Origin of the sequence: Kribbella sp. VKM Ac-2571 (assembly GCF_004362255.1) — a bacterium.
GTDB classification, from domain to species: Bacteria; Actinomycetota; Actinomycetes; order Propionibacteriales; family Kribbellaceae; genus Kribbella; species Kribbella pratensis.
Map to the genome: position 1 here is coordinate 456,910 of NZ_SNWS01000002.1, position 25,168 is coordinate 482,077.

Below are 25,168 nucleotides of genomic sequence, written 5' to 3' on the forward strand. Positions count from 1 at the left end.
CCCGGGCGACGCCGTCACAGCCATGCGACGGGACCGGTTCCTCAGCGCCGATATCCCGAGCCTTCCGCCGTCATCGTCTGCTACCTAGTGGACGACCGCGAAGTCGGCGGGGTCGAGTCTTCTGGTGCGGCGCCAGTAGGCGAAGGTCCACTCCGGCCAGATCGTGGAGTTCCGCCCGGCCGCGTCCAGGTACCAGCTCGTGCAGCCGGACTGCCAGACCGTGGAGCCGAGCTCGCCCTGGACGGTGTCCACGAACTGCTCCTGGACCTCCTCGCGGACCTCGACGTACGACGCGTTGCGCCGCCGCAGCAGGTGCAGGGCCTGCATCACGTACCGGACCTGGGCCTCGATCATGAACACCATCGAGGAGTGGCCGAGGAGCGTGTTCGGGCCGACCAGCAGGAAGAGGTTCGGATACCCGGCAACCGTGATGCCGAGGTGCGCGCCGATGCCGTTGCGCTTCCAGTGGTCGGCGAGGTCGACGCCGTCCTTGCCGAGGATCGGCATCCGGGTCAGGTTCGCCGACACGTCGAACCCGGTGCCGAGCACGATCGCGTCGCAGGCTCGTTCGGTGCCGTCGGCGGTGACCACGCCGGTCGGGGCGACCCGGCTGATCGGGGTGGTGACGAGGTCGACGTTCGGCCGGGCGAGCGCGGGGTAGTAGTCGTTCGAGATCAGGATCCGCTTGCAGCCGATCTGGTAGTCCGGGGTCAGTTTCGCCCGCAGTTCACGATCGGTGACCTGCTTGTGCAGGTGTCGTTTCGCCTGTAGCTCAAGGCCTTTCATCAACTTCGGGCTGCCCGCGAAGCCGGCGCCGCGACCCTCGAGACCCCAGTAGACGGCGTTGCGGATCGCCCGCTGGCCGGCCGGGAACCGTTGGTGCAGCCTCCGTTCCCAGCGGCCGATCGCGCGGTCCGGCTTCGGCGTCACCCACGGCGGCGTCCGCTGGTACACGTCCAGCTGGGCGACCTGCGGAGCGATCTGCGGTACGAACTGGATCGCCGACGCGCCGGTCCCGATCACCGCGACGTTGCGGCCGCGCAGGTCCACCGAGTGATCCCATTGCGCGGAGTGGAACGTCGTACCGGCAAACCCATCAAGGCCCGGGAGGTCCGGGTACCGAGGCTGGTGCAGGCTGCCGACGCCGGCCACCAGCGCCTGGGTCTCGATCGTCTCGTCGCCGTTGACCGTGACGGTCCAGTGGCCGGTCGCCTCGTCGAAGACGGCTTCGGTGACCTCGGCGCCGTACCGGATCTTGTCCGCGATGCCGTACTTGTCCGCGCAGTGCCGCAGGTACGCGAGGATCTCGTCCCAGGGCGCGAACATCCGCGTCCAGCGCGGGTTCTGCTCGAACGAGAACGAGTACAGGTACGACGGGATGTCGCAGGCGCAGCCGGGATACGTGTTGTCCCGCCAGGTGCCGCCGAGGTCGTCCGCCTTCTCGAGGATGACGAAGTCCTCACACCCGGCCTGCTGCAACTTGATTCCCATGCACAGCCCGGCGAACCCGGACCCGATGATGACGACCTCAGCCATAGCGCCTGAGGTTACCGGCGAGTCACTGAAGTCGGTAGAGGGTCTCGCCGGCGTTCGGTACGACGAAGGTCTCCGGGTCGGACTCGTACTCGGCCAGGTCGACCGTGGCGGGGTCGAGGTAGCCGAGGTTGGCCCGGCGTACGACGTCCTCGGGGATGCCGGTGGCGAGCGTGACCCGGACACGGAGGTGCTCGCCGTTCACCGGGTCCCAGGTGCCCGCACCGCGCAGGTGCGTGGAGTGCGCGAGGACGCCCCAGTGCAGGTCGCGGAACTTGTCCCACTGGCCGATGAAGTAGTCGCGGCAGTGGTAGCCGATCTCCTCGATCTCGGGGTGCATCGCGGCCAGCTCGGTGACATGCGGCGCGTAGAGGATCACCTCGCCGCCGTCCGCGACGATCGGCTCGACCTTGTAGAAGCCCTTGGCCGCGGTCCAGATGTCGGCGTACTTCGGTGGCATCACCGAGACGACCCGCCGGACGGGATGCTCCAGATAGCGGACGTGGGTCTGCGCGGAGATCTCGGCGGCCGCGCGCCAGGACGAGATCGTGTCGCCGAACGCGACCGCGTGCAGGGCGTCCGTCCCGGACTGGGCGACCACCGACAGCGCGAGCTTCTCGGCCGGGATGAGTGCGGCGGCCTCGTCGATCAGGGCGCGGACCGGGGTGACTCCCGGCGTACCGATGATGTTCGCGCTGGTGATCAGGGCGCCGAGCCAGTGCGAGAAATCGATGACCTCCTGCCCCGCGACCCCTGGGAAGAAATACTTGTTGCCGCCGGAGAAACCGACCACCTCGTGCGGGAACACCGGCCCGACAACGAGGGCCACGTCGTGCTCGACGACGGCACGGTTGAGCCGGACCGGGACCTCGTCGCGGAGCATCTCGTCGGAGATCTCACCGACCCGGTCGGGGCTGATCGTGCCGAGGTCGGCGAACGTGTCGGGCTTCCACCACTCGTGGTTGATCACGTTCGGGTAGTCGCCGCCCAGGTGCTCGCGGAGCTGGTCCGGCGTCATCTCGGCATGAGTGCCCAGGGCAACCAGGATCGTGACCTGGCTGTTCTTCAGGGCCTCGGTGACTGCCTTCAGGAGCAGGGGAAGCGGGCAGCTGCGGGTGGCGTCCGGGACGATCACACAGACGCTGCGGCCCTCCAGACCCGCGCCGGCCAGGACGCTGCCGATGAACGCCGTCACCTCGTCCTCGGTCAGGACCTGACCCACACCACCGATTACCGCCGCATCAGTCACACCTCGAACACTACCGACGTACGGCGAGTGAGCCCAGATCGTCTCGGGGGCGTTGACCCGGCGGGTGCCGCGGTGGACGATCGGTGGATCACCTGGGGGAGTGAGCAAGGGGGAGATCCATCATGTCCGAACTCATCGAACAGCTGCGGCCACCGGGTTTCGGCGGACTGCTGCTGCGCGACACCGACGGGGCGTACGACGAGGCGCGCACGGTCTTCAACGGGATGATCGACAAGCGCCCCGCGATGATCGCCCAGTGTGAGTCCGTGGGCGACGTCCAGGCGGCGGTGCGGTACGGCGCCGTTCAAGGGCTGGAGATCGCGGTCCGCGGCGGTGGTCATGGGGTGGCCGGGACCGCGGTCACCGACGGCGGCCTGGTCGTCGACCTGCGCCGGATGAACAGCGTTCAGATCGATCCGTTCGCCCGGATCGCGCGGGTCGGCGGGGGCGCGACCTGGGGAGACCTCGATCGGGCCTGCCAGAAGTACCTGCTGGCGACGACCGGTGGGCGGGCGTCCACGACAGGGGTCGCGGGCCTGACGCTCGGCGGCGGGTCCGGCTGGCTGGAACGCAAGTACGGGCTCGCCTGTGACGCGCTGATCTCGGTGGAGCTCGTCACCGCGGACGGACGGCTGCTGATCGCGGACGAGACGAAGAACACCGAGCTGTTCTGGGCGTTGCACGGCGGCGGCGGGAACTTCGGGGTCGCGACGTCGCTGACGTTCCATCTCCAGCAGTTGCCCTCGACAACGTTGGCGCTGCTGATGTGGCCGGCGTCGGCGGGTCCCGCGGTACTGCGCGCGTACCGGGACCTGATCGAGTCGGGCGCGCCCGAAGAGCTCGGTGGTGGCGTGATCTACCTGACCGGGCCGCCGGAGGAGTTCGTGCCCGCGCACCTGCAGGGGCAGCTGATCGTGGGTGCGGCTGCAGTGTACGCCGGCAGTGAGGCGGAGTTGCGTGACGTGTTCGCACCGCTGTTCGCGCTGGAACCGGAGGCCGAGTTGGTCGCCGAGATGCCGTACGCCGACATTCAATCGGCGCTCGACGATCCGCCGGGGTTCCGGAACTACTGGTCCGCGGAACATCTGGCGTCGTTGCCCGATCCCGCGGTCGAGGCGTTCGCCGGCCGCGCGGCGGACATGATCTCGCCGTCACCGTCGCAACAGGCGATCGTGCCGTGGGGTGGCGCCGTACAACGGGGTGCGGACAAGTGGCCGCAGCCGCATCGCCAGGCGGCGTGGGTCGTGCATCCGTTCGGGCTGTGGTCCGATCCGGCCGATGACGCACGCGGGATCAGGTGGGCGCGGGACGTGTGCTCGGACGTGGCCGAGTGGGCGACCGGGTACGTGTACCTGAACTTCATCGGCCACGAGGGCCAGAACCGGGTGATCGCGGGGTTCGGCGAGGAGAACTACCGGCGGCTGGCGCGGATCAAGTGCCAGTACGACCCCGAGAACGTCTTCCACCTGAACCAGAACATCGAGCCCGGCTGGCCCTGCTAGTCAGGCGCCTTCATTGGGTGGCGCCTCGACGACAGGATCGGATCCGCCGAGGTCGAGGCGGAATGGCGGATAGACATCGGTCATCAAGGCGGCGTACCCGGAGACCCGCAAGGCCCAGCGGTTCAGGCCGATGATCAGGTCGTAGAGCGACCGCGGGTAGGTGCCGGTGAACAGGAGGGCGATGGCCGCGAAGATGACGAGCACGCCGACCAGGCCGCCGCCGAGGCTCCACTCCCAGTCGTCGGATCGGTTGGCCGCCCACGATCCCCCGCCGACGAAGATGCCGACGATGATGTAGTGCGGAATCGCGAGCAGCCACCACTTCACCAGGACCAGGCCACGGGAAAGACGCTCGGGATAGTCGACGGTCAGCTGCGCCGGGTAGCTCTCGACCTCGGCGAGCGTGAACGGCGGGTACTGGTCGGTGCCGAGCGCGCCGTAGGCGTAGTAGTTCACGCGCCACGACCACCGCAGTACGCCGACGTTGAAGTCGAAGAGCCCGCGCGGATAGCGCTCGGTGAAGAGGATCGCGAAGAACGCGATCACCGAGACGACCAGGAAACCGATCCACAGGAACACCAGCACGAACCAGTGCGGGATCGCCAGGATCCACTTCACCAGCCACAACCACCTGGAAGTCCCCGGATCCAGCTCAGCGTTCACATGCACCGGATACGCAACAGATCCCGCCATGACGACCAGCCCCCTCGAGCTCACGATCTCCGGCGGAAAGATCCCTGTCAACGTTGAAGTCCACAGTAATGGACAGAACCGCACGGGGAGCGGATGCTGAACGCATGATCGGCACGACAGTTCTGATCACCGGCGGTACGTCGGGAATCGGCAAGGCGACCGCGCTGGGCCTGGCCTCGATGGGCGCCCGGGTGCTGATCACCGGCCGCGGCGTGGAGCGCACCGAGAACACGGCGCGCGAGATCCGGGCGGCCGGTGGGTCCGTCGAGGTGTTCGTCGCGGATCTGTCCGTCCAGTCGGAGGTCCGGCGGCTGGCCGGCGAGGTGCTCCGGCGCGAGCCGCGGATCGACGTACTGATCAACAACGTCGGCGGCTACTGGAACACGAAGCACCTGACCGCGGATGGTCTCGAGCACACCTTTGCCTTGAACCACCTCGCGCCGTTCCTCCTGACCCAGCTGCTTCTCGAGCGACTCGAAGAGGGCACCGCGGCTCGTGTCGTGACGGTCGCGTCCAACGCGCATTCGCTCGGGCGGATCGACTTCGACGATCTGCAGGGCACCCGGTCGTACTCCGGCTCGCGCGCGTACAACCAGTCCAAGCTCGCCAACGTGCTGTTCACCTACGAGTTGGCGAGAAGGTTGCGGGCCAAGGCGATCACCGCCAACGCCGTACATCCGGGCTTGGTGAGTACGGCGTTCGGCGCCGACGACCCGGGACGGGTGCAGCGGCTGTTCGTGCCGCTTCTGCGCCCGTTCATGAAGTCCCCGGCCGGTGGTGCTGCCACCTCGATCCATGTCGCGTCGGCGCCTGGTCTCGAGCAGACGACCGGGCAGTACTTCGTCAACAGCAAACCGGCGCGATCGTCTCGGCGCAGCCACGATGAATCGGTTGCGGCACGCCTCTGGGCGGTCAGCGCTGAGCTGGTCGGTCTGTAGCCAGTTCCACGACGCGCGACCATTGGGCTGCGGCGATTGCGGCGTACGCGATGGCGCTGAGGGGGACTGCCCAGAAGCGGAAGAAGGGGAGTTGGCCTGAGACGGCGGTTGCGGCGAAGACGATGCCGAACGTCGCGAGGCCGGCGACTGTGCCGCGGCGGCGGGACTCGAGGGCGCTGCTCGGAAGCGGGCCCATGTGCCGGTCGAGCACCGTGCCGAACGCGCTCAGGCCGACGAGGGCGGTGAGGATGAACAGGATCGCGCCGGGGAGTCCGCCGAACACGATCGCGACCGCGTTCAGGAACGTGACGAACGCGAACGCGACACCCATGTCCAGTGCACCGAACGTCAGGTGCGAGCGCCGACGGCGCTTGAGGTCGTCGCCGGTCCTGATCGGGCCGGCCGCGCCGGTCAGTCGTTGTACGGTCAGGATCAGGCCAGCGGCGATCAGGAGCAGCAGCAGTACGCCGACGACGGACAGGACCACGGAGCGGGTGGTCGACATGTACTGGCGGACCTCGTCGCCGGACACGCAGCTCGCCGACGGCGGGAACCAGCTGGTGCGCGGGACCGCGTCGACCGCGCCGACCTTGCGCGCGCAGTCCTCACCCGGGGCGTACCAGCCGGGCATCGACAGTGTGACGACCGTCGTCCACACCAGCCCGCCGATCAAACCCAACCCCAGCAGGGATCCCGCCCGCCGCCGCACCCAGTCCACGGCCCTACCCTCTCATCCGTGGACTCCTACCTCGCCCAGCTCCGCCGCGACGTCGGCTCCCGCCTGCTGTTGCTGCCCGGGGCGCAGGTCCTCGCGATCGACGCGGACGATCGCATCCTGTTCCAGAGGAGTCGCGACTCCGGTCTGTGGGAGCTCCCCGCGGGCGGGGCAGAACCAGGCGACAGCTTCCGTCGTACGGCGGCCCGCGAGTTCTCCGAGGAGACCGGGCTGACTGTTGCGGAGGAGGACCTGGTCCCGTTCGCGAGTCTGTCGCGCGCCGACGTACACACGCTGACCTACCCGAACGGCGACGTCGTCCAGTGCTTCGCGCTCTGCTTCGAGGCGCGCCGCTGGACCGGCACGCTGCGACGTGGCGAGGACGAGGTCGTCGAGGCCGAATTCTTCGCGGCTCCGCCTGGACCGATGCATCCGCCGACCGAGGTCGTCCTGCGACTGTACGGCGTGTTCCGGGAGACCGGTCTGTTCCAGGCTCATTGACCTCGTGCTGCGGGGGCCGGTAATGTTCCCCACCCCTAGCGACGAATTCTGCAGGCGGGTGGGGTTCCCATCCGGTTCTGTGGAGGTTGTCGTGACGAGGGATTTTCGGTGGTTGCTGGTCGGACAGACGACCAGTCAGTTCGGGGCGCAGGTCAGCGGCGTGGCGATTCCGCTGCTGGCGGTGCTGGGTCTGGGCGCCACGCCGTTCGAGCTCGGCTTGGTGTCGGCGTCGAGCACGATCGGGTTCGCGCTGATCGGTTTGCCGGCCGGTGCCTGGGTGGATCGTTGCCGTCGGCGCCCGATCCTGGTGGCGAGCGATCTGGTCCGCGCCGGGCTGCTCGTCTCGATCCCGGTCGCCGCGGCGTTCGGCGTCCTGTCGCTGATCCAGCTGATGGTGGTGTCGTTGCTGGCCGGGTTCGCGCGCGTGTTCTTCGACGTGGGCTACCAGAGTTATCTGCCCGCGGTGGTCGGCAAGGACCGGTTGCTGGCCGGGAACGCCGCGCTGGAGACGATCCGTGCCTCGGGCCAGGTCGCGGGTCCGGGTGCCGGCGGGTGGCTGGTGACCGCGATCGGCGCCGCGAACGTCGTACTGATCCAAGCCGTCTCGTTCGTCGTGTCGGCGGTGTCGCTGCTGGCGATCCGGTCGGAGGAGCACGTCGTACGGCGTGAGTCGCGCGGGCTGTGGCCTGAGATCCGGGAGGGGCTGGCGTACGTCGCGCGGCACCGCGCGATCCGGGTGATCGCGGTCACGAGCGCGGTGAACAACTTCGCGTTCGCGGTCGCGTCGGCCGTGAACCTGGTCTTCCTGGTGCGCACGTTGCGGTTGACCCCGACGTGGGTCGGGATCGTACTGGCGGTCGGGTCGGTGGCGGCGATGCTCGGGGCCGCGCTGACGCCACGGCTGGCGCGGTGGTTCGGTCCGGAGCGGATCATCTGGGTGTCGCTCGTCTTCGCCGGCGTACTGGGCCTGCTCACTCCGTTCGCCCAGCCCGGCCGGTTGACGGTCCTGGCGGTGATCGGGCTCGCGGCCGGTGAGTTCGGGCAGCTCATCTACGCGATCACCAGCGTGACGCTTCGCCAGCGCGTCGTACCGCTGGAACTGCTCGGCCGCGTCAACGCGACGATGCGCTTCCTGCTGATGGGCTTGTTCCCGTTGGGCGCACTGCTCGGCGGCGTCCTCGGTACGGCGTTCGGCGCACGGACGAGCCTCCTGATCGCCGGCGGGATGATCGCGGTCTCCTGGGTCCCGGTCTACGCGGCGATATCCCGGGCCGGCGGGAACACGAACCCTGGCGGGGCGGCGCTCGGCGAGGTTCCCTCGGGGAAAGGGAGGGAATCATGAGCGAACGAACAGACTTCCTGCGGTGGGTCGAGACCGAGCTCCGGGATGCCGAGGTGGCGATCCACAACGGTGACGCCGATCCGCGACGAGCCATCTGGTCGACGCGTGATCCGGTGACCGTCTTCGGAGCCTGGCTGACCGCTACGACGGCCACGGACGCGGAGATCGTCTTCCGGCGGCTCGAGGAGAACTTCGCCGACTGCGCGTCGTACAAGTTCGAGCTGGTCTCGGCCGATGTCGACCACGACCTGGCCTACACGATCGGCTACGAGCACACGTCCACGACCTGGCAGGGCGAACCGACCTCCTACACGTTGCGTGTCACCCAGCTCTACCGACGCGAAGACGGCACCTGGAAGGTGTTCCACCGCCACGCCGACCGGATGGATTAGGTCCTGTCATCGCCTATCGGGGCAGGTGGTTCACCTGGTCGCGGAGGTAGTCGGTGGCGGAGCGGGGCGTGATGCCGCGGCTGCGGAGCGGTTCGTCGGTCCAGGTGGCGTCCGGTCCGTACTGGAGCAGGCCGCCGCCGAAGACCGATGCGAGCGCGTCGTTGCGCCGCCGCAGCAGCCGGACCGCGAGGCGGGCGACCGGTGCCGGCATCCGCTGTACGCACCTTCGCGTCCCCGGACCCGATCACCGCAACTTTGCCGTTGGCAACATCGAAGCGGCCCAACGGAGCAAGGTGAATCTCCTGGAACGCGTCCGGCCGGACGATCACACCGCGCATCGCCGATCGCCGCAGCCTGTCCTCGATCGCCAGTTTGGCATGCTCCAGCGGTGTCCCGACCCTCGGGCCGATCCCGGCGTACGAGACGTAGACGAACCGTCGTACGCCGGCTTCCTCGGCGGCGTCGACGAGCGCGGCTGTCCCGAGTTCGTCGATCTCGTGGATCGAGGGACCACGTACGCCGCTGAGCCGCCGCACGATCGCGGTCGCGGTCGAGACCACGGTGTCCACGTCCTGACACGCCGCGCGGAGACTCGCGGCGTCCGTCAGATCGCCCCGCGCGACCTCCGCACCCAGCCTTCTCGAGCCCCGCCGCGTCACTCGCCGGCCGGACCAGGCACCGCACACCGAGCCCCCGCTCCAGCAGCAGCCGGACAACCCGCCCACCCAACTCCCCGGTCCCGCCAACGACCAGAATCGTCGGACCCACCCCCACCGCCGACAGTCCTCCTTGCCGCCGTTTCGCGCAAGAAGCGGGGAAAATGCGAGGCGGGCTCAGCCTGCGGATGGCATATTGCCCAGATGCGCGGAACGGATGTCGTGACCGGAGCAGACCTCGTCGACGGCCTGCGGAAACTCGGGCTGGACCGGACGTCCGAGGTGATCGTGCACTCGTCGCTGAGTTCGTTCGGGTACGTCGACGGTGGCGCGGACGCGGTGTGCACGGCGCTGACCGAGGTGTGCGGGACGGTGCTGATGCCGGCCGGCACCTGGGATCTCACCGGGCTCCCGGCACCGCCCGGACTCGTGCGGCCGCACAACGCCTACTGGAACGCGGAAAGCTGGCCGGACTTCGACAAACGGTTGTCCGAGGCAACCAGTTTCCGGGCCGAGCTCCCGATCGACAGTTGGCTCGGAACGATTCCGGAAACTTTCCGCCTGACCTGCTCGTCGTTCCGCACCGAGCATCCGCTGTTTTCCTACCAGGCCGCCGGGCCCGCGGCCGAACGCCTCCTGGAGGCCCAGCGCCCCGACTGGCCGCTCGGTCCGATCGAGGCCCTCGAGGGCGACGTCCTGCTGCTCGGCGTCACCCACACCTCGAACACCACGATCCACCTCGCCGAGCAGTACCTCGGCCGCTCGCGCTTCTACCGCTACGCGAAATCCGCCGACGGCCTATGGGTCGAGCTCCCCAACATCCCCGGCGAAAGCCACCAGTTCGACCTGATCGAACCGGTACTGCGCTCTGCGACCAAGGAAACCCAGATCGGAAACGCGCGCATCCGCCGAATCCCCAAGCAGGCGGTACTAGCAGCGACCCGTCAGCTCGTCGAAGCCGACCCGGCTGCCCTCCTCTGCACCAACGACCCGACCTGCCGCTGCGCCGCAGCCCTGCAGCAGCGGTTGGCTGCCCTCGCCGGCAAGGCCTAGATCACGTCGATCAGAACCTTGCCGACCACGGCGTCCTCAACGGCGGCGTGAGCGTCCGCGGCCTGGTCGAGTGGGTAGTGGTGCAGCGGGAGACCGGCGTCGGGACCGATGCGGACGGCGCCGGCCTCGACCGCGGCCGAGACGTCGGCCAGGCCGCGCGGACGCCAGGACTCCGGGGCCGTGTAGAGCAGGACGAACTGCCAGCGGGCGTTGGGCACCATCGAGGCGCGTACCGGAAGTTCCATCGTCGCGCCGCCATCAGTCGCATAGACAGACACCGAGCCGTGCGGCGCGATCACCGCGGCGTCGATGGCCGCGTTCGCCGCCGGTGACACCTCGACGATCGTGTGCACGCCGTGCGGTGCGATCGCGCGGACCTCCCCGACCACGTCCTGCTGCTTGTAGTCGATGACGTGGTCGGCGCCGGCCAGGGCGGCCAGGTTGGCCTTCTCCGGACTGCTCACGGTGGTGATCACGGTCGCGTCGGACCACCGGGCCAACTGGATCGCCGCGTTGCCGACCGCTCCGGCGCCGCCGGCCACCAGCACGGTGCGGCCGGCGAGCTTGCCTGGACCGAGACGATCAGGGCCGTCCTCGGTCACGGTCAGGCATCGATGAGCGGTCAGGAACGGTACGCCGAGCGCGGCGCCGAGATCGTACGACGCGTCGTCGGGCAGCGGCACCGCATGGCGCACCGGGACCACGGCGTACTCCTGCGCCGTACCTCCCGCAGGCCGCTGGTAGGCGGCCTCCCAGAGCCAGACCCGGCGGCCGGTGAGGGCCGCGTCGACGCCCTGGCCGACGGCGTCCACCACACCGGATCCGTCCTGGTTCGGCACCTGCGCCGGGTGCACCGGCGTACCGGCCTCGCTGCCGCGGCGCGACTTCCAGTCGGTCGGATTGACGCCTGACCGGTGGATCCGCACCCGCACCTCCCCGGGACCTACCTCGGTCATCGGCCTGTCCACGAGGGTCAGGACATCGGGCTCACCGGTCACGGAGTACTGGATGGCACGCACCCCACCGACGCTACCTCAGTTGCTCGGTGAATCTGAGCGCCGCGGGGGCGCCGTCGCAGGACGGTGCCCCCGCGGCCGGGCCGTCACGGAGTCGGGTCCGGGTAACTGCCTCCGAGGATGTCGGTGTTGCCGAAGGTCGCCGGGCAGGCGGCCAGGACGTTCGGCGGTGCGCCGGGAGTCGTGGTGTAGAGCGACGCCCGGTAGGTGTTGATCGCCGGGCAGACACGCGCGCTGCTGGCGTCGTTCCAGACCGCGACGGCGCGGTCGTTGGTCGCGGCGGCGTACACGTAGTCGCCGAGGAACTCGGCGGTCAGCGCGTTCGCGCTGCTGCCCCGTGGGTCACCGCCCTCAGCGCGTTCGAGCGTGGTCCAGCCGGACGGTACGCCGCCGGCCACGTTCGCGTGCCGGACCTCACCGACCAGGCCGCGCGGGTCCGTCGTGTTGGACCGGTACGGCGTGGTGAACGAGTTGTGCACGATGTAGAGATCCGTGCCGTCCGGGGAGACCGCGGGCGCGGTGAAGACCGGGCGGTCGCCGGCCGTCAGCGGGACCGGGGCCGGCGTGGCCCAGGACGCGCCACCGTTGCGGGACCAGGTCAGCATCAGCTGCTCGTGGTTCAGACCTGCCCGGCCGTCGGACCAGGTCATGAAGATCTCGTTGGTCGCGCCGGCGCCGGTGGGCCTTCCGTTCGCGATGTCGACGCTCGGTCCGGGGGCCAGGTCGGAGCGTGCGCCGGCGATGCCGTCCATCACCGGGCGACCCTGGACCGGGTCGAACACACCGGGCTCGGTCACGGGTGCGACGGTTGTCGGGCCGACCCAGTGCGCCCCGCCGTCGGTCGACTTGTACATCAGCTGCAGGCTCGCGCCGCGGCGTGCACCGATGCCGAAGACATAGACGTTGCCGCTGCTGTCGGTGCGGACCGTGCAGCCGTCGGGTTGCTGGTTGATGCCGTTGCTCGTGGCCGGTCCGACCTGCTTGGTGATCCAGGTACGGCCGCCGTCGGCCGAGCGCGCCACCGTCAGGGGCACCGGGAAGGCCTGTCCGTGGCTGTTGCTGCGGAAGCTGGCCCAGCACGTGTACACGTGGCCGAAGAACCGGCTGCTCGACGCGTTGTCGGCGTAGATCTGCTCCTTGTCGGAGAAGGTCGTCGACGACTGCTTCGAGATGATGACGGGGGCGGTCCAGGCCGAGGCGCTGTTGGCCGCCGCGCGCACGTCGTCGGTGGTCGACACCGCGATCGCCTCGAATCCGCGGAACGTCTCGAGCTTCCTGTTGGTGGAGAAGTTCGCTGTCAGGTTGGCGTAGTACAGCCGGGAGCCGTTGGCCCAGGAGAACGTCCCGTTCGGGCCCGGCCGTGGTCCGAACGCGACCGCCGGGTCGCCGTCGGAGACCAGGCCGGCCTCGTAGTAGTGCGGCAGCGTACCGATCGGGCCGACCTGCGGAACGCAGGCCTCCGGCCCGAGGCAATGCCTGGCGGTCCAGCCGGTGTACGTCGGCTGGGTCCAGCTCTGCCCGCTGTCGAACGAGAAGTACACGCCGGAGACGCCGACGCCGTTGGTGAACGGGCACGTTGTCGGATCGCCCGCCGCGCACGACTCCATGTCGATCTCGTCGTTCGCTCCCGCGACCATCACCGCCGGATTGTGCGCGTCGATCGCGACGGCGGGCTCGTTCTGCTTGTTCTGCGAGAACGGCGTCGGTGGGCTGCCGACCGTCACCTGCGTGGCCGGTGTCGCATAGGCGGCGACCGCGGCTCCACAGAGGGCGGCTGCGAACGCAGCCACGGAAGCGACGATGAGGCGTGGTTTGCCCATGATCCCTCCCCAGGGGACGCCCATCGGTCCGGGACCGTTTCCCGACCCGCCTGGACGTATCCGACCTAGCACCTGCGCCCGGGCCCGCACAACACCTCGCCACAGGTGATGACGGCTTGCGCACTGTCGTACGCAAGCCGTCACGGAGCTGCTACGACTGGAAGAACTCGAGGAGGTCGGCGTTGACCACGTCGGCGTGCGTCGTGGGCAGGCCGTGCGGAAGGTCCTTGTAGGTCTTCAGGACCCCGTTCTTGAGCAGCGCGGCCGCCTTTGGGCCGGAGTCGGCGTACGGGACGATCTGGTCGTCCTCGCTGTGCACGACCAGGACCGGGATCGTGATCGACTGCAGGTCCTCGGTGAAGTCGGTCTGGGAGAACGCGACGATGCCGTCGTAGTGCGCCTTCGCGCCGCCCATCATGCCCTGCCGCCACCAGTTCGCGATCATCGCCTCGACCGGCTCCACGCCGGGCCGGTTGAAACCGTAGAACGGTCCCTCCGGGAGCGCCCGGTAGAAAACCGAACGGTTCGCGGCGAGCTGGTTCTGCAGGTCGTCGAAGACCTCCTTGGGCAGGCCCTCGGGATTTGCGTCGGTCTTCACCATGAGCGGCGGGACCGCGCAGAGCAACGCGGCCTTGGCGGCCCGGTCCTCGCCGTGCCGGGCCAGGTAGTGCACCACCTCGCCGCCGCCGGTCGAATGGCCGACGTGGATGCAGTCGCGCAGGTCGAGGTGGTCGACCACCGCCTTCAGGTCGTCTGCGTAGTGGTCCATGTCGTGTCCGTCACCGGTCTGCGTCGACCGGCCGTGTCCACGGCGGTCATGCGCGACGACGCGTTACCCCTTCGACAGGAAGAACAGCAGCTGGTTGTCCCAGTCGTCGGCCGACAGCGGCCATCCGTGGCTGAAGACGATCGGCTGGCCCGTCCCCCAGTCCTTGTAGAAGATCTCCGTACCGTCTGTGGTCGTGATCGTTCCCACGTGAACCCCCTTGGTCCGCAACGGGGATCGGCCAGGTCGCCGCCCCCGGGTTGCACGCTAGCCGCCCACGCCCGGCGAGAGAAGCCGTATCTCGGCCAACTACGGAAGAACACGAACCTTCGGTACAGCTGTCGATAGAGGTCAGTATCTGACCGCTACAGCTTCTAGAGTTCCTGGCATGACGACAAACGAGCAGAGCTTGACCGGTGAGCGGGCCGACATCCTGGAGTTCCTCGGCAAGCACCGGGGCTTCCTGCGGCACACCGCTCAGGGGCTGACCGACGAGCAGGCCGCGACCCGCAGCACCATCAGCGAGCTGACGGTCGGCGGCCTGATCAAGCATGTGAGCGCCACCGAGCAGCACTGGGCCGAGTTCGCGCAGGGCAAGAGCGGGAGCAGCCCGGCGGAGACGGAGTACACCCCGGAGGTCATCGCCGCCTGGCAGGACCAGTTCCGTCTCACCGAGGGGGAGACGCTGGCCGGCGTAGTCGCGGAGTACGAGAAGGTCGCCGCAGCCACCGACGAGCTCGTCCGCACCCTCGACCTGGACACCGCCTACGAGCTCCCGGCCGCGCCCTGGCAGCCGCCGGGTGTGTTCTGGTCCGTCCGCCGGGTCTTCCTGCACATCGCGGCCGAGACCGCCCAGCACGCCGGTCACGCCGACATCATCCGGGAAGCGATCGACGGCCAGAAAACCATGGGCTGAACCAATTACCTGAGCGCCAGGACTCCTCCCCCCGGGGGTCCTGGCGCTTTCTTGTGCCCAGCAACCTTTTGCAGTCTTGGCGCATCAAGGCAGGTAAGGGGAACTACACCTCGGTGAGCTGACCGTCCCCGCGGATCTCGCGGGCCGCCCGAGGTACGGCGTACCACCGGTGCGCCCGGCTGGTCAGAAACCGTCGCCGGTGTCCGGAGACGGCGGGGGAGAGGTACAACTTCATGCGATTCAGGGGAACGGCCGGTGTGGCCGTGGCAATCGCTGTTCTGGTTCTGGGGGCGGGAACAGCTGCAGGGGAAACTCGTACGTCGGGGGAGGAACCGGGCATCTTGATCGTCCCGGGGCCGGAGGATCCGGGCGAGTCCCAGTTCGTGCCGGGCGCGAGCAACGTCGTATCGCCGACGGCCGCGCCGGCGACAGACGTCGGTACGGCCACGAACAAGAGCCAGTCGCTCGCGGCACCGTTCTACGCGTGTCCGGGGTTCAGCGGGATCGAGACGACGAACCCGTTGGCGAACCTGTACGCCGACACGTTCCAGTGGGGGCCGTACGCGGCGTACAAGGTCGGCAGCGGCGGCGGAAACATCAACTGGGCGTCGAATCCGTACAAGAACGCCAGTTGGTACATGTGGTTCCATTCGCTCCGTTGGCTCGGCCAAGGGATCATTGCCGCGGGCAAGGGCGATCTGACCGCGATGACGCGGGTGAACACGATCGCGTACGACTGGTACCGCGACAACCCGTACTCGTGGAAGGCGAACGTCGGCGCGTGGGAGTCCACCATGCACCGGACCAACGTGCTGAACTGCCTGCGTCAGGCGATCCTGACCGGGCTGCAGGTGAGCACGGTGCCGGCGCGATACGCGTGGGTGGACGCGGCGCTGCTGAGTCATGCGCGGTTCTTGACGAATTACTGGAGCGGTGCCTGGAACCACGGCACCGACGAGAGCATCGCGCTGTTCGGAGTCGGCTGCGTTCTCGGCCGGACCGACTACAAGAACCTGGCACAGCAGCGATTCGCGGCCGGTATCACGACCTCGATCGACTCCGAGGGCGGCACCAACGAACAGTCGACCGGGTACGCGTCCTTCAACTACTCGCTCTGGGGCCGCGCGATCGCCGTGATGCAGAACTGCGGCGTCAACCCTGGTACGACGATCGCCACCCGGCGCGCGTTGCTGGCAAAGTTCTTGACGCTGGCAACGAACTCGCTCGGCAAGCTCCACCAACTCGGTGACACCGAGGTGCAGTCGACGTACCCGTGGACAGGCACGCCGTTGGAGTACGCCGGTTCGAAGGGTACGTCGGGCACCGCGCCGCCGTGGCGGGTCGGGGCCTACTCGGCCGGCTACATCTTCGGTCGCACCGGGTGGGGAACTGATCCCGCCAGAGGGTTCACGGGCGAGTCGTCGTACAGCATCAGGTACGGTCCGGTGCGGGCGTTCCACGGGCATCTCGACCACACCAGCATCACCTACACCTCACGTGGCCGGGACATCATCGTCGACGGCGGGTACGCGGCGTACAACGCCGGCGCCTATCGCACGTGGGCCGTCAGTCCGAGCGCCCACAGTGTGATGACGACACCGATGTCGACGTACCTGAATCCGGTGACTCGGCTGACCGCGTCGTCGGTGAAGCCGAATGCGGAGTCGTATGTGTTCGCCGACGCCCCGGGCTCGGGGATCAGCCGGGTACGGCGGGTTTTGGTGCTGAAGGACCCGGATCTGCTCGTCACCTGGGACACTGCCTCGGCGACGACTGCGCAGGCGTTCCAGACCTTGTGGCACCTGCCGGCCGACCAGCGGGCGAGCGTGTACTCGCGGACCACGGCGGTTGCGATGGCGCCAGGGGACACGACGAAGACGATCCTGTTCCAGGTCCCGTTCAGGCAGGCGCTGCCCGCCGGCGCGATCCTGGTCAAGCAGGCCCAGACCAACCCGATCCAGGGCTGGCAGTACCCGAGCAGCTTCGTCCGCAAGTCCGCCCCGACCCTGATGCTGGCCCGCTCCGGCAGGTCAGCCTCGATCCTGTCGTTCGTCGTCCCGGTCCGCACCTCGGGCACGGTCACCTACAAGACGTACTGGTCGGGCACAACCTTCATCGTGTCGCTCAAGGTCGGCGGCACAGCCACCGCCATAGCCATCTCCGCCGGCGGCTCCCTCTACCGAGCCGGCTGAACCAGAGGGGCGCCTCCCTCGGCCGGGATTTGACGCAGACTACGAACGCCAGGGCTCGCCTCGGAGGGGCTGGTCGTGGAGGGCTCGGCGTTCGTTGTCGCGGAACCGCGGCTCGTAGTGCGCGAAGAAGACCTTGCCGACGAGGTCTCGGCGGCTGTGGACGCCGGTCTTGTCGAAGATGCTCTTCAGGTGCTGTTGAACGGTGTGTGCCGACACCACCAGCTCCGCGGCGATCTCGGACGTCGATGCACCTTGCAGGACGAGTTTGGTGATGTCCTTCTCGCGTTCGGTCAGTCCGTAGGCGGACATCAGCAGCGGGTAGAGGCGGCTCGGGTTGGCCGGCTCGACGATGATCGCGATCCGCCGGTCACCGGTCGACGTCAGGCAGGCGCCGTGCAGCACCATCCACCTGCCGGTTCGCGACAACACCCGTGACACGGGGATGTCCGTGGTGCGAGCCGGGTTCTCCGCCAGGTGCAGCACGCGGCCGGCGAGCGTCAGTACCGAGCTCGGCAGGCGACCTGTGTCCGGGTCCCCGTCGGGCAGTTCGGACAACCAGCGGTCCACGCCGGGGGTGGCGGACTCCAGTTCCCAATGGTCGTCGAGGATGAGCAGGCCGGGCGAATCGGCGAACTCGGGCTCGCGAGCCTGTCCCAGGAGCAGGGCGCAGCGGGCGCCTTCTGCCAGCGCCGGTGCGATCGTCTGGATGAAGGATTTCTCTGGTTCTGTGAACCTCGGCTCGTCCGGCGCGCGGTAGAGGCCGACCGCGCCCCAGACCTCGCCGGAGCGGGTGCGCAGCCGGGCCACGAGTTCCTGGTCGCCGCCCATCGACATGTTCCGATGCCACCTCGGGCTGCTCGAGGGGTTCCCGTCGGTCGCGTCGTACAGCGTGGAGATGCCCGTGGGTGAGCGCGCGACGTCGGCGATCTTGTTGACATCGACCTCGTAGTACTCGCTGGCCAGCCACTCCTGCGGAAACTCCTCGAGTCCGGCCTGGAAGTGGCTGGTCATCAGCAGCGAGACCGGGTCCAGGGTGTAGAAACACGGAGCCCAGAAATGCGGTACGGCGCTCGCGAGCACCTCGGTCGACTGTTGCCACAGCGACACGAGGTCGCGTGGTTCGGCGCACAAGCGGGTGATCTTGTCCGCCGCGTGCTGCAAGCTGTCCGCCCCCATACGCCCACCGTACGCCGCGGTCGGGCGGGGGAGATCTACCAGCTTTGTGGTATTTCGCCGGCATCCCGCACGTACCTAGCGTCGTTGACACCAGCAACCAAGGAGCAGCGATGGCTGATACGGCGACCCGGGTGCGGTTGGCCCCACCACGCCCGGCCCTGATGCGGATGATCAACCCGCTGGTACGGCGTGTGCTCACGACGCGTCCGCTCGGTCGGCGCGTCGCCTTGCAGGCACTCTTGGAGTTCGACGGCCGGCGCAGCGGCAAGAGGTTCCGCGTCCCGGTGTGCCTGCACCTGATCGACGGCGTCTCGATGGTGTTCACCGAGCGGCCGTGGCGGCTGAACTTCACCGATCCCACGGGCGTCACGGTGACCCACCAAGGTCGGGTCCGTCACGGTCAGGCGGTACTGCTGCCCGCCACGCCGCAGCAAGTGGGGACCGCGTTGCGCGGCGCGCTCGACAACGGCGCCGCCGCGTTCGAGGTCGGTCTGAAGATCCGCAAAGGCTACGACCCGACGATCACCGACCTGTCCACGATCGCCAGGAGCTTGATCCGCATCGACTTCGACGACGTACGAGAGGCCTGAACTCCATGGACATCAATCGGATCGGCCGCGACATCGATGTACTGAGCGATCAACTCGAAGTACCCGGGATCGGGTTCATGCCGGTCAATGCCTTCGTCCTGCACGCGGCCGAGCCGGTCGTCGTGGACACCGGCCTCAGTCTGCCGGGCCGTGGTTTCATGGACGCCCTCGGTTCGGTCATCGACCCGCAGGACGTCGAGTGGATCTGGCTCACCCATCCGGACCGTGACCACACCGGCTCGCTGTTCGACCTTCTCGAAGCGGCGCCCCGGGCACGCCTGATCACGACCTTTCTCGGCGCGGGCATCATGTCCACCGAGCGGCCACTGCCGATGGATCGGGTGTACCTGCTCAACCCGGGCCAGTCTCTCGACGTGGGCGATCGCCGGCTGACCGCGTTCCGGCCGCCGCTGTTCGACAACCCGTCGACGGTCGGGTTCTACGACGACCAGACCGGTGCCTGCTTCAGCTCGGACTGCTTCGGCGCGCCGATGCCCACCGCGGAGCTTGCCACCTGCGGCGACGTCGGCCACATCTCCGCCGACGACCTCCGCGCCGGTCAGTTGCTCTGGGCAACCGTCGACAGTCCGTGGGTCCACACCGTCGACAAGGCCAGGTTCCTCGACAGCCTCGCACCGCTGCGGGCCGTCGACCCCGCCGTGATCCTCAGCACGCACCTGCCACCAGCCACGGAACGCACACCCGAGTTCCTGGCCATGCTCGCCGCCGCCCCGGGCGCAGACCCCTTCACCGGCCCCGACCAAGCAGCCCTCGAACAACTCCTAGCCACCTTCGAACCCGCCACGTCGACTGGCTGACATCCTGGCCGTAGGCGATGTCCCGAAAATGCCGAGCAGTACGGCGGAGAAGGTGTCAGGATGCCGGGATGGTTGAGCGGGCGTTGAGTTTTGGGGCGGTGGCGGAGGCGTACGAGCGGTTTCGGCCTGGGTATCCCGTGGAAGTCCTCGAGTTGGTGACGGCGTACGCCGGTGGGCCGATTCGGACTGCTCTCGAGATCGGCGCCGGGACAGGCAAGGCGACGCGCCTGTTCGCGCAAGGAGCGATCGCGGTCACGGCGACAGAGCCCGACGCGGCCATGCTCGTGGAGTTGCGCAAACACCTGCCGGCGAACGTCACCACTGTGCAAGCTGCCTTCGAGGACCTGCCGCTGGATTCGTCGTACGACCTGGTGTATTCGGCCGCCGCGCTCCATTGGACCAACCCTGAGGGCCGGTGGGCGCGCATGGCCGAACTCGTCCGACCGGGTGGGGTGTTCGCCTCGTTCGGCGTGCCGATCCAGCTCGCAGACCCGGCCCTCAAAGAGGCGGTGCGCGCGGCCCGTACGCCGTACCTCGACGACGACGGCGTACCGTCGCCCGACGGCACCCCGGCGGATCGCCCGATGCAATGGCCCGGAACGGAGCTCGAGCAGTCCGAGTGGTTCACCGACGTACGGCAGGCGGTGATCGAACGGCGCCTGACGATGAGCGCCGAGGACTGGGTCGGACAGCTCTCGACGGTCTCGGCGTACGTCATGCTCCCGCCCGCCGACCGGGCCGAGGTCTTCCGCCGAACCCTCGAGGTCCTCCCCGAAACCGTGGAAATCGACGCGCAGATCGCCGCCCACCTCGCCCGCCGCATCCACTAGGCGGCTCGCGAGCAGCCCCGCGCCAGCCGCAGTTGCAGTTGCTACGCTCTAGGCGGGTTCGTCGGAGCCAGGAGACGATGGTCGGACGACGACAGGGGCTCTCGATGTTCGGGGCACACGGAGCGGGGGTAGCGATGGCAGATGTGCGGTTCACCGGTATTCATCACCTCAAGCTGCCGGTCAGCGATCTGGTTCGCAGCCGCGAGTGGTACGAACGGGTGCTCGGCTACACCGTCGAGCTGGAGTTTCCCGACGACGACGGTGTCGTACGCGGCGTCGGCGGACGTCTGCCCGGTGCAGGCGTTCCGGTGGCCCTGCGGCAGAACGCGCAGGCTGCGGTCGGCAACGCTGGATTCGACCCGGTGAGCTTCGCGATCGCCGATCGCACGGCGGCCGAGGCGTGGATCGCGCACTTCGACGCGCTCGACGTACGACACTCCGGAATCAAGGCCGGCACCCGCGGCTGGGTGGTCGACGTCTACGACCCGGACGGGCTGACCGTTCGTCTGTACAGCACAGGTGACGACGCGGAGGACCGCACCAACCAGCCGGGCCACGCCCACACGGTCTAGCGGGGGAGAGGCAATGCCGAGTGCCGATGACGTCCGGGACGGTCAGCGAGCGACGTGGGCAGGACTCTCCGCGGGCTGGGAGAAGTGGGACTCGGTCATCATGGATCAGCTCGGCCCGGTCGGCGCGGCGATGATCGAGCGACTCGACCTCGCTGAAGACCAGCAGCACCTCGACATCGCCTCGGGCACGGGCGAGCCGGGTCTCACCATCGCGAGACTGGTGCCGAAGGGACGCGTCGTACTCACCGATCTCGCACCGGAGATGCTGGACATCGCCGTACGGCGAGCCAAGGCGCACGGCGTCACCAACATCGAGACGAAGGTGTGCAGCGCCGACGATCTGCCGTTCGACGACGCCACCTTCGACAGCGTCTCGGTGCGTTTCGGGTACATGTTCTTCCCGGACGCGGCCAAGGCGACGACCGAGTTCAGGCGCGTGCTCAAGCCAGGCGGACGCCTCTGCTCGTCGGTTTGGGTCAAGCCCGACGAGAACCCGTGGACAGCGATCGCCATGCAGGCAATCGCAACCGAGGCGGTGGTGGCGCCGCCTGCCGCGGACGGACCGAACATGTTTCGGTGCGCAGCCCCTGGATACCTGACTGCCCGGTACGAGAGCGCCGGACTGCGCGACATTGCCGAGTGGGACGTCCGCGTCGAACTCGTGACGGAGTCGCCCGAACAGTACTGGCAGATGATCAGCGAGCACGTCTCACTCGCAGTCGCGGCGCTCCAACAGGTCGACGGACCGGCGCGGGAGCGGATTCGGGCACGCGCCATGGCGAAGGTGAGCGCGTTCGAGAAGGACGGCAAGATTCGGGTTCCGGGCCTGGCGCGCTGCGTTGTGGGAACGAAGCGGGACTAGGACTCCAGCCGGTCGGCGGGTCCGCGTGGCTTAGGCTGCTGCGGTGAAATTCGTGATGGTGCCGGGTGGCTGGCAAGGCGGATGGGTGTTCGACGCGGTGGCCGCCGAGCTCCGTCGCAACGGTCATCTCGTCGAGGCCGTGACCCTGTCAGGGCTGGAGTTGGACGGCCCAGCCGATGCAGACCGTCCGTCGAACCTCGACACCCATATCGACCAGGTCGCCGAGATCATTGACCGAAGCAACGAAACGCCCCTCGCGCTGTGCGGGCACAGCTACGGCGGGATGGTGATCGCCGGTGTCGCGGACCGGCTCGGCGACCGCCTCGAGCAGCTCGTCTTCATCGACGCGTACGTGCCGGACGACGGCGATTCGTGCTGGTCGCTGACCAGCGACACCTTCCGTGAGATGTTCATCGTCGGCGCCCGCGGCGACGGCCGATGGGTCGCGGTCCCCGATGGGCTCGACCCGCGCGCGCGACCGCACCCACTGGCGAGCTTCGTCCAGTCGATCAGGCTGGAAGCCAACCTCAGCGACGTACCCCGCCGAACGTTCATCAGCGGTGGCGCGTGGCCGGGTAGCCCGTTCGTGACGCTGACCGATCGGCTACGCAACGACTCGGGCTGGCAGGTTCACGAGATTCCCGTTGGTCACAACATCGCCCGCCGTGACCCTCAGAGCCTCGCGGCTGTTCTCCACGCACTGCCACCGGCGGACCCACCTCAACGAAGCTAGCGGCCGTAGGTGCTGAGGAAGCGGTCTCGGAAGGTGTCCATCGGCGAGACCGGTGCGCTGGGATCCGGCCGGAGCCCGTTCCGCCAGCCCCAGTCCGCTACCCGATCCGTCACGGCTGGGTCGGCGGCGATGATACTCACCGGCACATCGTGGCTCGCACCGTTGCCCGAGACGATGCTGGCCGGCTGATGGTCGCCCAGGACGACGAGCACCAGGTTGCGGTCGTGGAGCTGCTGTACGAACGAGGTCAGGGCGTCGAGCGAATAGGCGATCGACTGTGCGTATGCGGCCTTCACACGGTCCGGCTGCCGCCATACGTCTTCCGGCGAGTCGCCTTCGGCAGGCATCGGGTCGAAGACCGAGCCGTCACCCACCCGGCTCCAGTCGACGAGCCGGGGGAGCGGTGCCCAGGGTGTGTGGCTGGAAACCAGGTCGACCTCGGCCATGACGGGAGCGCGGTTCGGCTTGTCCAATTCCATCCGCTGGAGGGCGGCCAGCGTGTACTGGTCAGGCATTGAGGCATAGCTGAACGACGGACCGGCGTACCCCACGTTCCGGCGGTCGTAGACCTTGTCGTAGTGGTAGTACGTCGTCGCCACCGACCAGTCCTTGTCGTTGGACGGTACGTCGGCGATTGTCCGCCAGCCTGCGCGACCGAACGCGTCGGTGAGAGTGAGCCGGTCGAGGGTGACGAGGTGGTCGTACCGCGCCTGGTTGTCCACCCATAGCCCGGACTGCAGGGTGGAATGCGCCAGCCAGCTGATGCCGCCGAAGGTCGGCGAGGTGAGGAAGCCGCTGCGTGAGGAGAAGCCGGCCTGCTGCAGCCGCCGGTCTCCGGCCTCGAGAGCCGACGTGACGACAGGAGAGTCGAGCGCCGTACGTCCGTAGCTCTCGACGAAGACCAGGAGTACGTCCTTGCCCCTCAGGCCGGTCAGCAAGTCGTTGCCCGGGGTGTCGCGGAAGGGGTCCTGCGCGAGCGCCCGTACGAACTCGCGCTGGTCGTGGAGGTCGTCACGGACCTGTGTGGCGAGCCGAGCCGCGGAGGATGAGGCGAGCTGTCGTACGGGCCCCGGCCCGGCGCCGGTCAGCGCGGGCACGATCGCGATCGCGACCAGGACGGCCACGATCCGGATCGTCGGTCGCCGGTGTCTCGCCACGATCCGTGTCACCCGGACTGCCGACAGCGGCAGCAGGACGAGCAGGGCCACGCAGAGGATTCCGGCTCCGATGAAGACTGCGAGGGCGCCGATGCGGCCGATCGAGTCGCCGAGCAGGCCCAGCGCGGATCCCACGTACGCCGCGTCGTACACCGGATGGAAGGGACGGTCGAAGGCGAAATAGAAGCCTCTGTCGAGCACCCGCGTGATCATCAGCACCCCGATGAGGAGACCGCCGATCACTGCGAGAACCCGCGCCGATCTCGACGGCAGCACGCAGACGAGGACGACGAACACCAGGCCCTCGAGCGGTACCCGGAGGAAGGCCGCCAGGGAGAGGTCGCCGGTGTGGTCCGGCACGAGGAGCGCAGCCCAGACCAGGAGCACCGCCAGCGCCGACGTCACCGTTGCACGAGTGCCGGGCGGGCTCCCGGCCTGGCGCCACAGTCCCCAGGTGTGACGGCCGAACGACTCGGCCAGCAGGCCCAACGCGATCAGCAGCACCACTGTGGTCACGGCATCGGGCAGGATGCGAGCAGCCGCGACGGTCAGCACGATACCCACGATCGCGGCGACGACCTTGGCCCAGTAACGGGGCGGGAGCGAGCCACGCAGCCACGGCAGCGCCCAGCCGGCGGCCACGAACACGTAGCGGGCGGCACCGAATGCGATCACCCACCAGCCCATCGAGTGTGCGACGTACACGCTCAGGATCAGGACCAGGAACGAGTCGACTTCCATGTCGAAGCGCGCCCCGAACGCCGAAGCGGTGCCGGTACGCCGAGCGACCTGACCGTCGACCCCGTCGAGGATCAGCGCGACCGTCGAGATCGTCACGAAGACCGCCACCGGCACCCGGCCGCCGAACGAGTCCGCCGTGAGCGCCGCGACCCCGCAGGCGAGGATCGCGCGAGCCAGCGTCACTCTGTCCGCGGGTCCCAGCCGGTCACGACGGTGATGCGCCATCGCTCGGACGAGCAGGGCGGCAAGGCCGGCCCCGGAGGCGACGCCGGTCGCCCAGCCGGCGACGTCGAGGCCGGTGACCGCTGCGAGTGCACCGAGGAGCACGAGCAGACCAGCGAAGCCGGCGAGCGGGCCAGTCAGGATGTGACTGCGCACTCGACCCTGAACCAGACGCACAATGCC

General features: G+C 68.5%; 25 protein-coding genes and 3 pseudogenes. 14 read left to right on the plus strand and 14 right to left on the minus strand.

Annotated elements, in window-relative coordinates; genetic code table 11:
* Positions 1-84 precede the first annotated feature (84 nt).
* On the minus strand, positions 85-1,536 hold the full coding sequence (locus EV651_RS06300) for an NAD(P)/FAD-dependent oxidoreductase (RefSeq protein WP_133782939.1): 1,452 nt from the start codon (positions 1,534-1,536) through the stop codon (positions 85-87).
* A 22-nt stretch (positions 1,537-1,558) separates the two neighbouring features.
* Positions 1,559-2,782: a lactate racemase domain-containing protein gene (locus EV651_RS06305; RefSeq protein ID WP_133782941.1), complete on the minus strand. Its 1,224-nt coding sequence runs from the start codon at positions 2,780-2,782 to the stop codon at positions 1,559-1,561.
* 122 nt (positions 2,783-2,904) lie between these two features.
* Between EV651_RS06305 and EV651_RS06310 the strand changes: the two genes are divergently transcribed.
* Positions 2,905-4,284: an FAD-binding oxidoreductase gene (locus EV651_RS06310; RefSeq protein WP_133782943.1), complete on the plus strand. Its 1,380-nt coding sequence runs from the start codon at positions 2,905-2,907 to the stop codon at positions 4,282-4,284.
* On the opposite strand, the gene EV651_RS06315 is transcribed toward EV651_RS06310, so the two are convergent.
* On the minus strand, positions 4,285-4,977 hold the full coding sequence (locus EV651_RS06315; RefSeq protein ID WP_133782945.1) for a DUF4389 domain-containing protein: 693 nt from the start codon (positions 4,975-4,977) through the stop codon (positions 4,285-4,287).
* 104 nt (positions 4,978-5,081) lie between these two features.
* Here EV651_RS06315 and EV651_RS06320 point away from each other — a divergent pair, with 104 nt between their 5' ends.
* Positions 5,082-5,915, plus strand: coding sequence for an SDR family oxidoreductase (locus EV651_RS06320; protein ID WP_133782947.1), 834 nt, complete (start codon positions 5,082-5,084; stop codon positions 5,913-5,915).
* Here EV651_RS06320 and EV651_RS06325 read toward each other — a convergent pair.
* Complete coding sequence (locus EV651_RS06325) at positions 5,890-6,633, minus strand: hypothetical protein (protein WP_133782949.1); 744 nt, start codon at positions 6,631-6,633, stop codon at positions 5,890-5,892. The two genes, EV651_RS06320 and EV651_RS06325, sit on opposite strands and share 26 nt — an antisense overlap.
* A gap of 18 nt (positions 6,634-6,651) precedes the next feature.
* Here EV651_RS06325 and EV651_RS06330 point away from each other — a divergent pair, with 18 nt between their 5' ends.
* From EV651_RS06330 to EV651_RS06340, 3 genes are all read left to right on the plus strand, one after another.
* Complete coding sequence (locus EV651_RS06330; protein WP_133782951.1) at positions 6,652-7,131, plus strand: NUDIX domain-containing protein; 480 nt, start codon at positions 6,652-6,654, stop codon at positions 7,129-7,131.
* Positions 7,132-7,222: 91 nt separating this feature from the next.
* Complete coding sequence (locus EV651_RS06335) at positions 7,223-8,473, plus strand: MFS transporter (RefSeq protein ID WP_238156691.1); 1,251 nt, start codon at positions 7,223-7,225, stop codon at positions 8,471-8,473.
* A complete protein-coding gene (locus tag EV651_RS06340; protein ID WP_133782955.1) occupies positions 8,470-8,865 on the plus strand; it encodes a nuclear transport factor 2 family protein in 396 nt (131 codons plus the stop codon). The genes EV651_RS06335 and EV651_RS06340 overlap by 4 nt, the downstream gene beginning before the upstream one ends.
* 13 nt (positions 8,866-8,878) lie before the next feature.
* Here EV651_RS06340 and EV651_RS42230 read toward each other — a convergent pair whose 3' ends face one another.
* The 3 genes and pseudogenes from EV651_RS42230 to EV651_RS43215 form a co-directional block, all read right to left on the minus strand.
* Positions 8,879-9,076: a hypothetical protein gene (locus EV651_RS42230; protein WP_238156692.1), complete on the minus strand. Its 198-nt coding sequence runs from the start codon at positions 9,074-9,076 to the stop codon at positions 8,879-8,881.
* Between the two features lie 76 nt (positions 9,077-9,152).
* A pseudogene (locus tag EV651_RS43210) lies at positions 9,153-9,551 on the minus strand (NAD(P)H-binding protein); the annotation flags it as partial.
* Positions 9,535-9,639 (minus strand): annotated as a pseudogene (locus EV651_RS43215) (NmrA family NAD(P)-binding protein); the annotation flags it as partial. The pseudogenes EV651_RS43215 and EV651_RS43210, both read right to left, overlap by 17 nt.
* Positions 9,640-9,725: 86 nt before the next feature.
* Here EV651_RS43215 and EV651_RS06350 point away from each other — a divergent pair.
* Positions 9,726-10,574: an AAC(3) family N-acetyltransferase gene (locus EV651_RS06350; protein ID WP_133782959.1), complete on the plus strand. Its 849-nt coding sequence runs from the start codon at positions 9,726-9,728 to the stop codon at positions 10,572-10,574.
* Here EV651_RS06350 and EV651_RS06355 read toward each other — a convergent pair.
* The 4 genes and pseudogenes from EV651_RS06355 to EV651_RS42235 form a co-directional block, all read right to left on the minus strand.
* Complete coding sequence (locus EV651_RS06355) at positions 10,571-11,593, minus strand: NADPH:quinone reductase (protein WP_133782961.1); 1,023 nt, start codon at positions 11,591-11,593, stop codon at positions 10,571-10,573. The genes EV651_RS06350 and EV651_RS06355 overlap by 4 nt on opposite strands.
* A gap of 83 nt (positions 11,594-11,676) precedes the next feature.
* Complete coding sequence (locus EV651_RS06360) at positions 11,677-13,410, minus strand: sialidase family protein (protein WP_133782963.1); 1,734 nt, start codon at positions 13,408-13,410, stop codon at positions 11,677-11,679.
* 151 nt (positions 13,411-13,561) lie between these two features.
* A pseudogene (locus EV651_RS06365) lies at positions 13,562-14,230 on the minus strand (alpha/beta fold hydrolase); the annotation flags it as partial.
* A gap of 12 nt (positions 14,231-14,242) precedes the next feature.
* Positions 14,243-14,386: an alpha/beta fold hydrolase gene (locus EV651_RS42235; protein WP_238156694.1), complete on the minus strand. Its 144-nt coding sequence runs from the start codon at positions 14,384-14,386 to the stop codon at positions 14,243-14,245.
* A gap of 178 nt (positions 14,387-14,564) precedes the next feature.
* Here EV651_RS42235 and EV651_RS06370 point away from each other — a divergent pair, with 178 nt between their 5' ends.
* Complete coding sequence (locus EV651_RS06370) at positions 14,565-15,092, plus strand: DinB family protein (RefSeq protein WP_133782965.1); 528 nt, start codon at positions 14,565-14,567, stop codon at positions 15,090-15,092.
* 103 nt (positions 15,093-15,195) lie between these two features.
* Here the strand turns inward: EV651_RS06370 and EV651_RS42915 are convergent, their stop codons facing one another.
* Positions 15,196-15,327, minus strand: coding sequence for a hypothetical protein (locus EV651_RS42915; protein ID WP_255512149.1), 132 nt, complete (start codon positions 15,325-15,327; stop codon positions 15,196-15,198).
* 28 nt (positions 15,328-15,355) lie between these two features.
* Between EV651_RS42915 and EV651_RS06375 the strand changes: the two genes are divergently transcribed.
* Positions 15,356-17,284, plus strand: a complete 1,929-nt coding sequence (locus tag EV651_RS06375) for a heparinase II/III family protein (protein ID WP_238156695.1) — start codon at positions 15,356-15,358, stop codon at positions 17,282-17,284.
* Between the two features lie 39 nt (positions 17,285-17,323).
* Here EV651_RS06375 and EV651_RS06380 read toward each other — a convergent pair whose 3' ends face one another.
* Positions 17,324-18,460, minus strand: a complete 1,137-nt coding sequence (locus EV651_RS06380; RefSeq protein ID WP_202870184.1) for a helix-turn-helix transcriptional regulator — start codon at positions 18,458-18,460, stop codon at positions 17,324-17,326.
* Between the two features lie 110 nt (positions 18,461-18,570).
* Between EV651_RS06380 and EV651_RS06385 the strand changes: the two genes are divergently transcribed.
* From EV651_RS06385 to EV651_RS06410, 6 genes are all read left to right on the plus strand, one after another.
* Positions 18,571-19,050, plus strand: coding sequence for a hypothetical protein (locus tag EV651_RS06385; protein ID WP_202870185.1), 480 nt, complete (start codon positions 18,571-18,573; stop codon positions 19,048-19,050).
* A 5-nt stretch (positions 19,051-19,055) separates the two neighbouring features.
* Entirely contained in the window at positions 19,056-19,868 is an 813-nt protein-coding gene (locus EV651_RS06390; protein ID WP_133782969.1) for an MBL fold metallo-hydrolase, read from the plus strand.
* Positions 19,869-19,936: 68 nt separating this feature from the next.
* Positions 19,937-20,698, plus strand: a complete 762-nt coding sequence (locus tag EV651_RS06395) for a trans-aconitate 2-methyltransferase (RefSeq protein WP_133782971.1) — start codon at positions 19,937-19,939, stop codon at positions 20,696-20,698.
* A gap of 134 nt (positions 20,699-20,832) precedes the next feature.
* The gene (locus EV651_RS06400; protein WP_133782973.1) at positions 20,833-21,270 is read left to right on the plus strand and encodes a VOC family protein; all 438 of its coding nucleotides are present in this window, start codon (positions 20,833-20,835) and stop codon (positions 21,268-21,270) included.
* Positions 21,271-21,283: 13 nt separating this feature from the next.
* Entirely contained in the window at positions 21,284-22,132 is an 849-nt protein-coding gene (locus EV651_RS06405; RefSeq protein ID WP_133782975.1) for a class I SAM-dependent methyltransferase, read from the plus strand.
* 43 nt (positions 22,133-22,175) lie between these two features.
* Positions 22,176-22,865, plus strand: a complete 690-nt coding sequence (locus EV651_RS06410) for an alpha/beta fold hydrolase (RefSeq protein WP_202870186.1) — start codon at positions 22,176-22,178, stop codon at positions 22,863-22,865.
* Here EV651_RS06410 and EV651_RS06415 read toward each other — a convergent pair.
* Positions 22,862-25,162: a CDP-alcohol phosphatidyltransferase family protein gene (locus tag EV651_RS06415; protein ID WP_202870187.1), complete on the minus strand. Its 2,301-nt coding sequence runs from the start codon at positions 25,160-25,162 to the stop codon at positions 22,862-22,864. The two genes, EV651_RS06410 and EV651_RS06415, sit on opposite strands and share 4 nt — an antisense overlap.
* Positions 25,163-25,168: the final 6 nt, after the last annotated feature.

What these genes read in the sequence shown, in the direction of transcription:
- EV651_RS06300 (WP_133782939.1), bottom strand. Translation starts at nt 1,536, where the DNA reads ATGGCTGAGGTCGTCATCATCGGGTCCGGGTTCGCCGGGCTGTGCATG.
- EV651_RS06310 (WP_133782943.1), top strand. Translation starts at nt 2,905, where the DNA reads ATGTCCGAACTCATCGAACAGCTGCGGCCACCGGGTTTCGGCGGACTG.
- EV651_RS06315 (WP_133782945.1), bottom strand. Translation starts at nt 4,977, where the DNA reads ATGGCGGGATCTGTTGCGTATCCGGTGCATGTGAACGCTGAGCTGGAT.
- EV651_RS06320 (WP_133782947.1), top strand. Translation starts at nt 5,082, where the DNA reads ATGATCGGCACGACAGTTCTGATCACCGGCGGTACGTCGGGAATCGGC.
- EV651_RS06340 (WP_133782955.1), top strand. Translation starts at nt 8,470, where the DNA reads ATGAGCGAACGAACAGACTTCCTGCGGTGGGTCGAGACCGAGCTCCGG.
- EV651_RS42230 (WP_238156692.1), bottom strand. Translation starts at nt 9,076, where the DNA reads ATGCCGGCACCGGTCGCCCGCCTCGCGGTCCGGCTGCTGCGGCGGCGC.
- EV651_RS06350 (WP_133782959.1), top strand. Translation starts at nt 9,726, where the DNA reads ATGCGCGGAACGGATGTCGTGACCGGAGCAGACCTCGTCGACGGCCTG.
- EV651_RS06360 (WP_133782963.1), bottom strand. Translation starts at nt 13,410, where the DNA reads ATGGGCAAACCACGCCTCATCGTCGCTTCCGTGGCTGCGTTCGCAGCC.
- EV651_RS06370 (WP_133782965.1), top strand. Translation starts at nt 14,565, where the DNA reads ATGACGACAAACGAGCAGAGCTTGACCGGTGAGCGGGCCGACATCCTG.
- EV651_RS42915 (WP_255512149.1), bottom strand. Translation starts at nt 15,327, where the DNA reads ATGAAGTTGTACCTCTCCCCCGCCGTCTCCGGACACCGGCGACGGTTT.
- EV651_RS06380 (WP_202870184.1), bottom strand. Translation starts at nt 18,460, where the DNA reads ATGGGGGCGGACAGCTTGCAGCACGCGGCGGACAAGATCACCCGCTTG.
- EV651_RS06385 (WP_202870185.1), top strand. Translation starts at nt 18,571, where the DNA reads ATGGCTGATACGGCGACCCGGGTGCGGTTGGCCCCACCACGCCCGGCC.
- EV651_RS06390 (WP_133782969.1), top strand. Translation starts at nt 19,056, where the DNA reads ATGGACATCAATCGGATCGGCCGCGACATCGATGTACTGAGCGATCAA.
- EV651_RS06395 (WP_133782971.1), top strand. Translation starts at nt 19,937, where the DNA reads ATGGTTGAGCGGGCGTTGAGTTTTGGGGCGGTGGCGGAGGCGTACGAG.
- EV651_RS06400 (WP_133782973.1), top strand. Translation starts at nt 20,833, where the DNA reads ATGGCAGATGTGCGGTTCACCGGTATTCATCACCTCAAGCTGCCGGTC.
- EV651_RS06405 (WP_133782975.1), top strand. Translation starts at nt 21,284, where the DNA reads ATGCCGAGTGCCGATGACGTCCGGGACGGTCAGCGAGCGACGTGGGCA.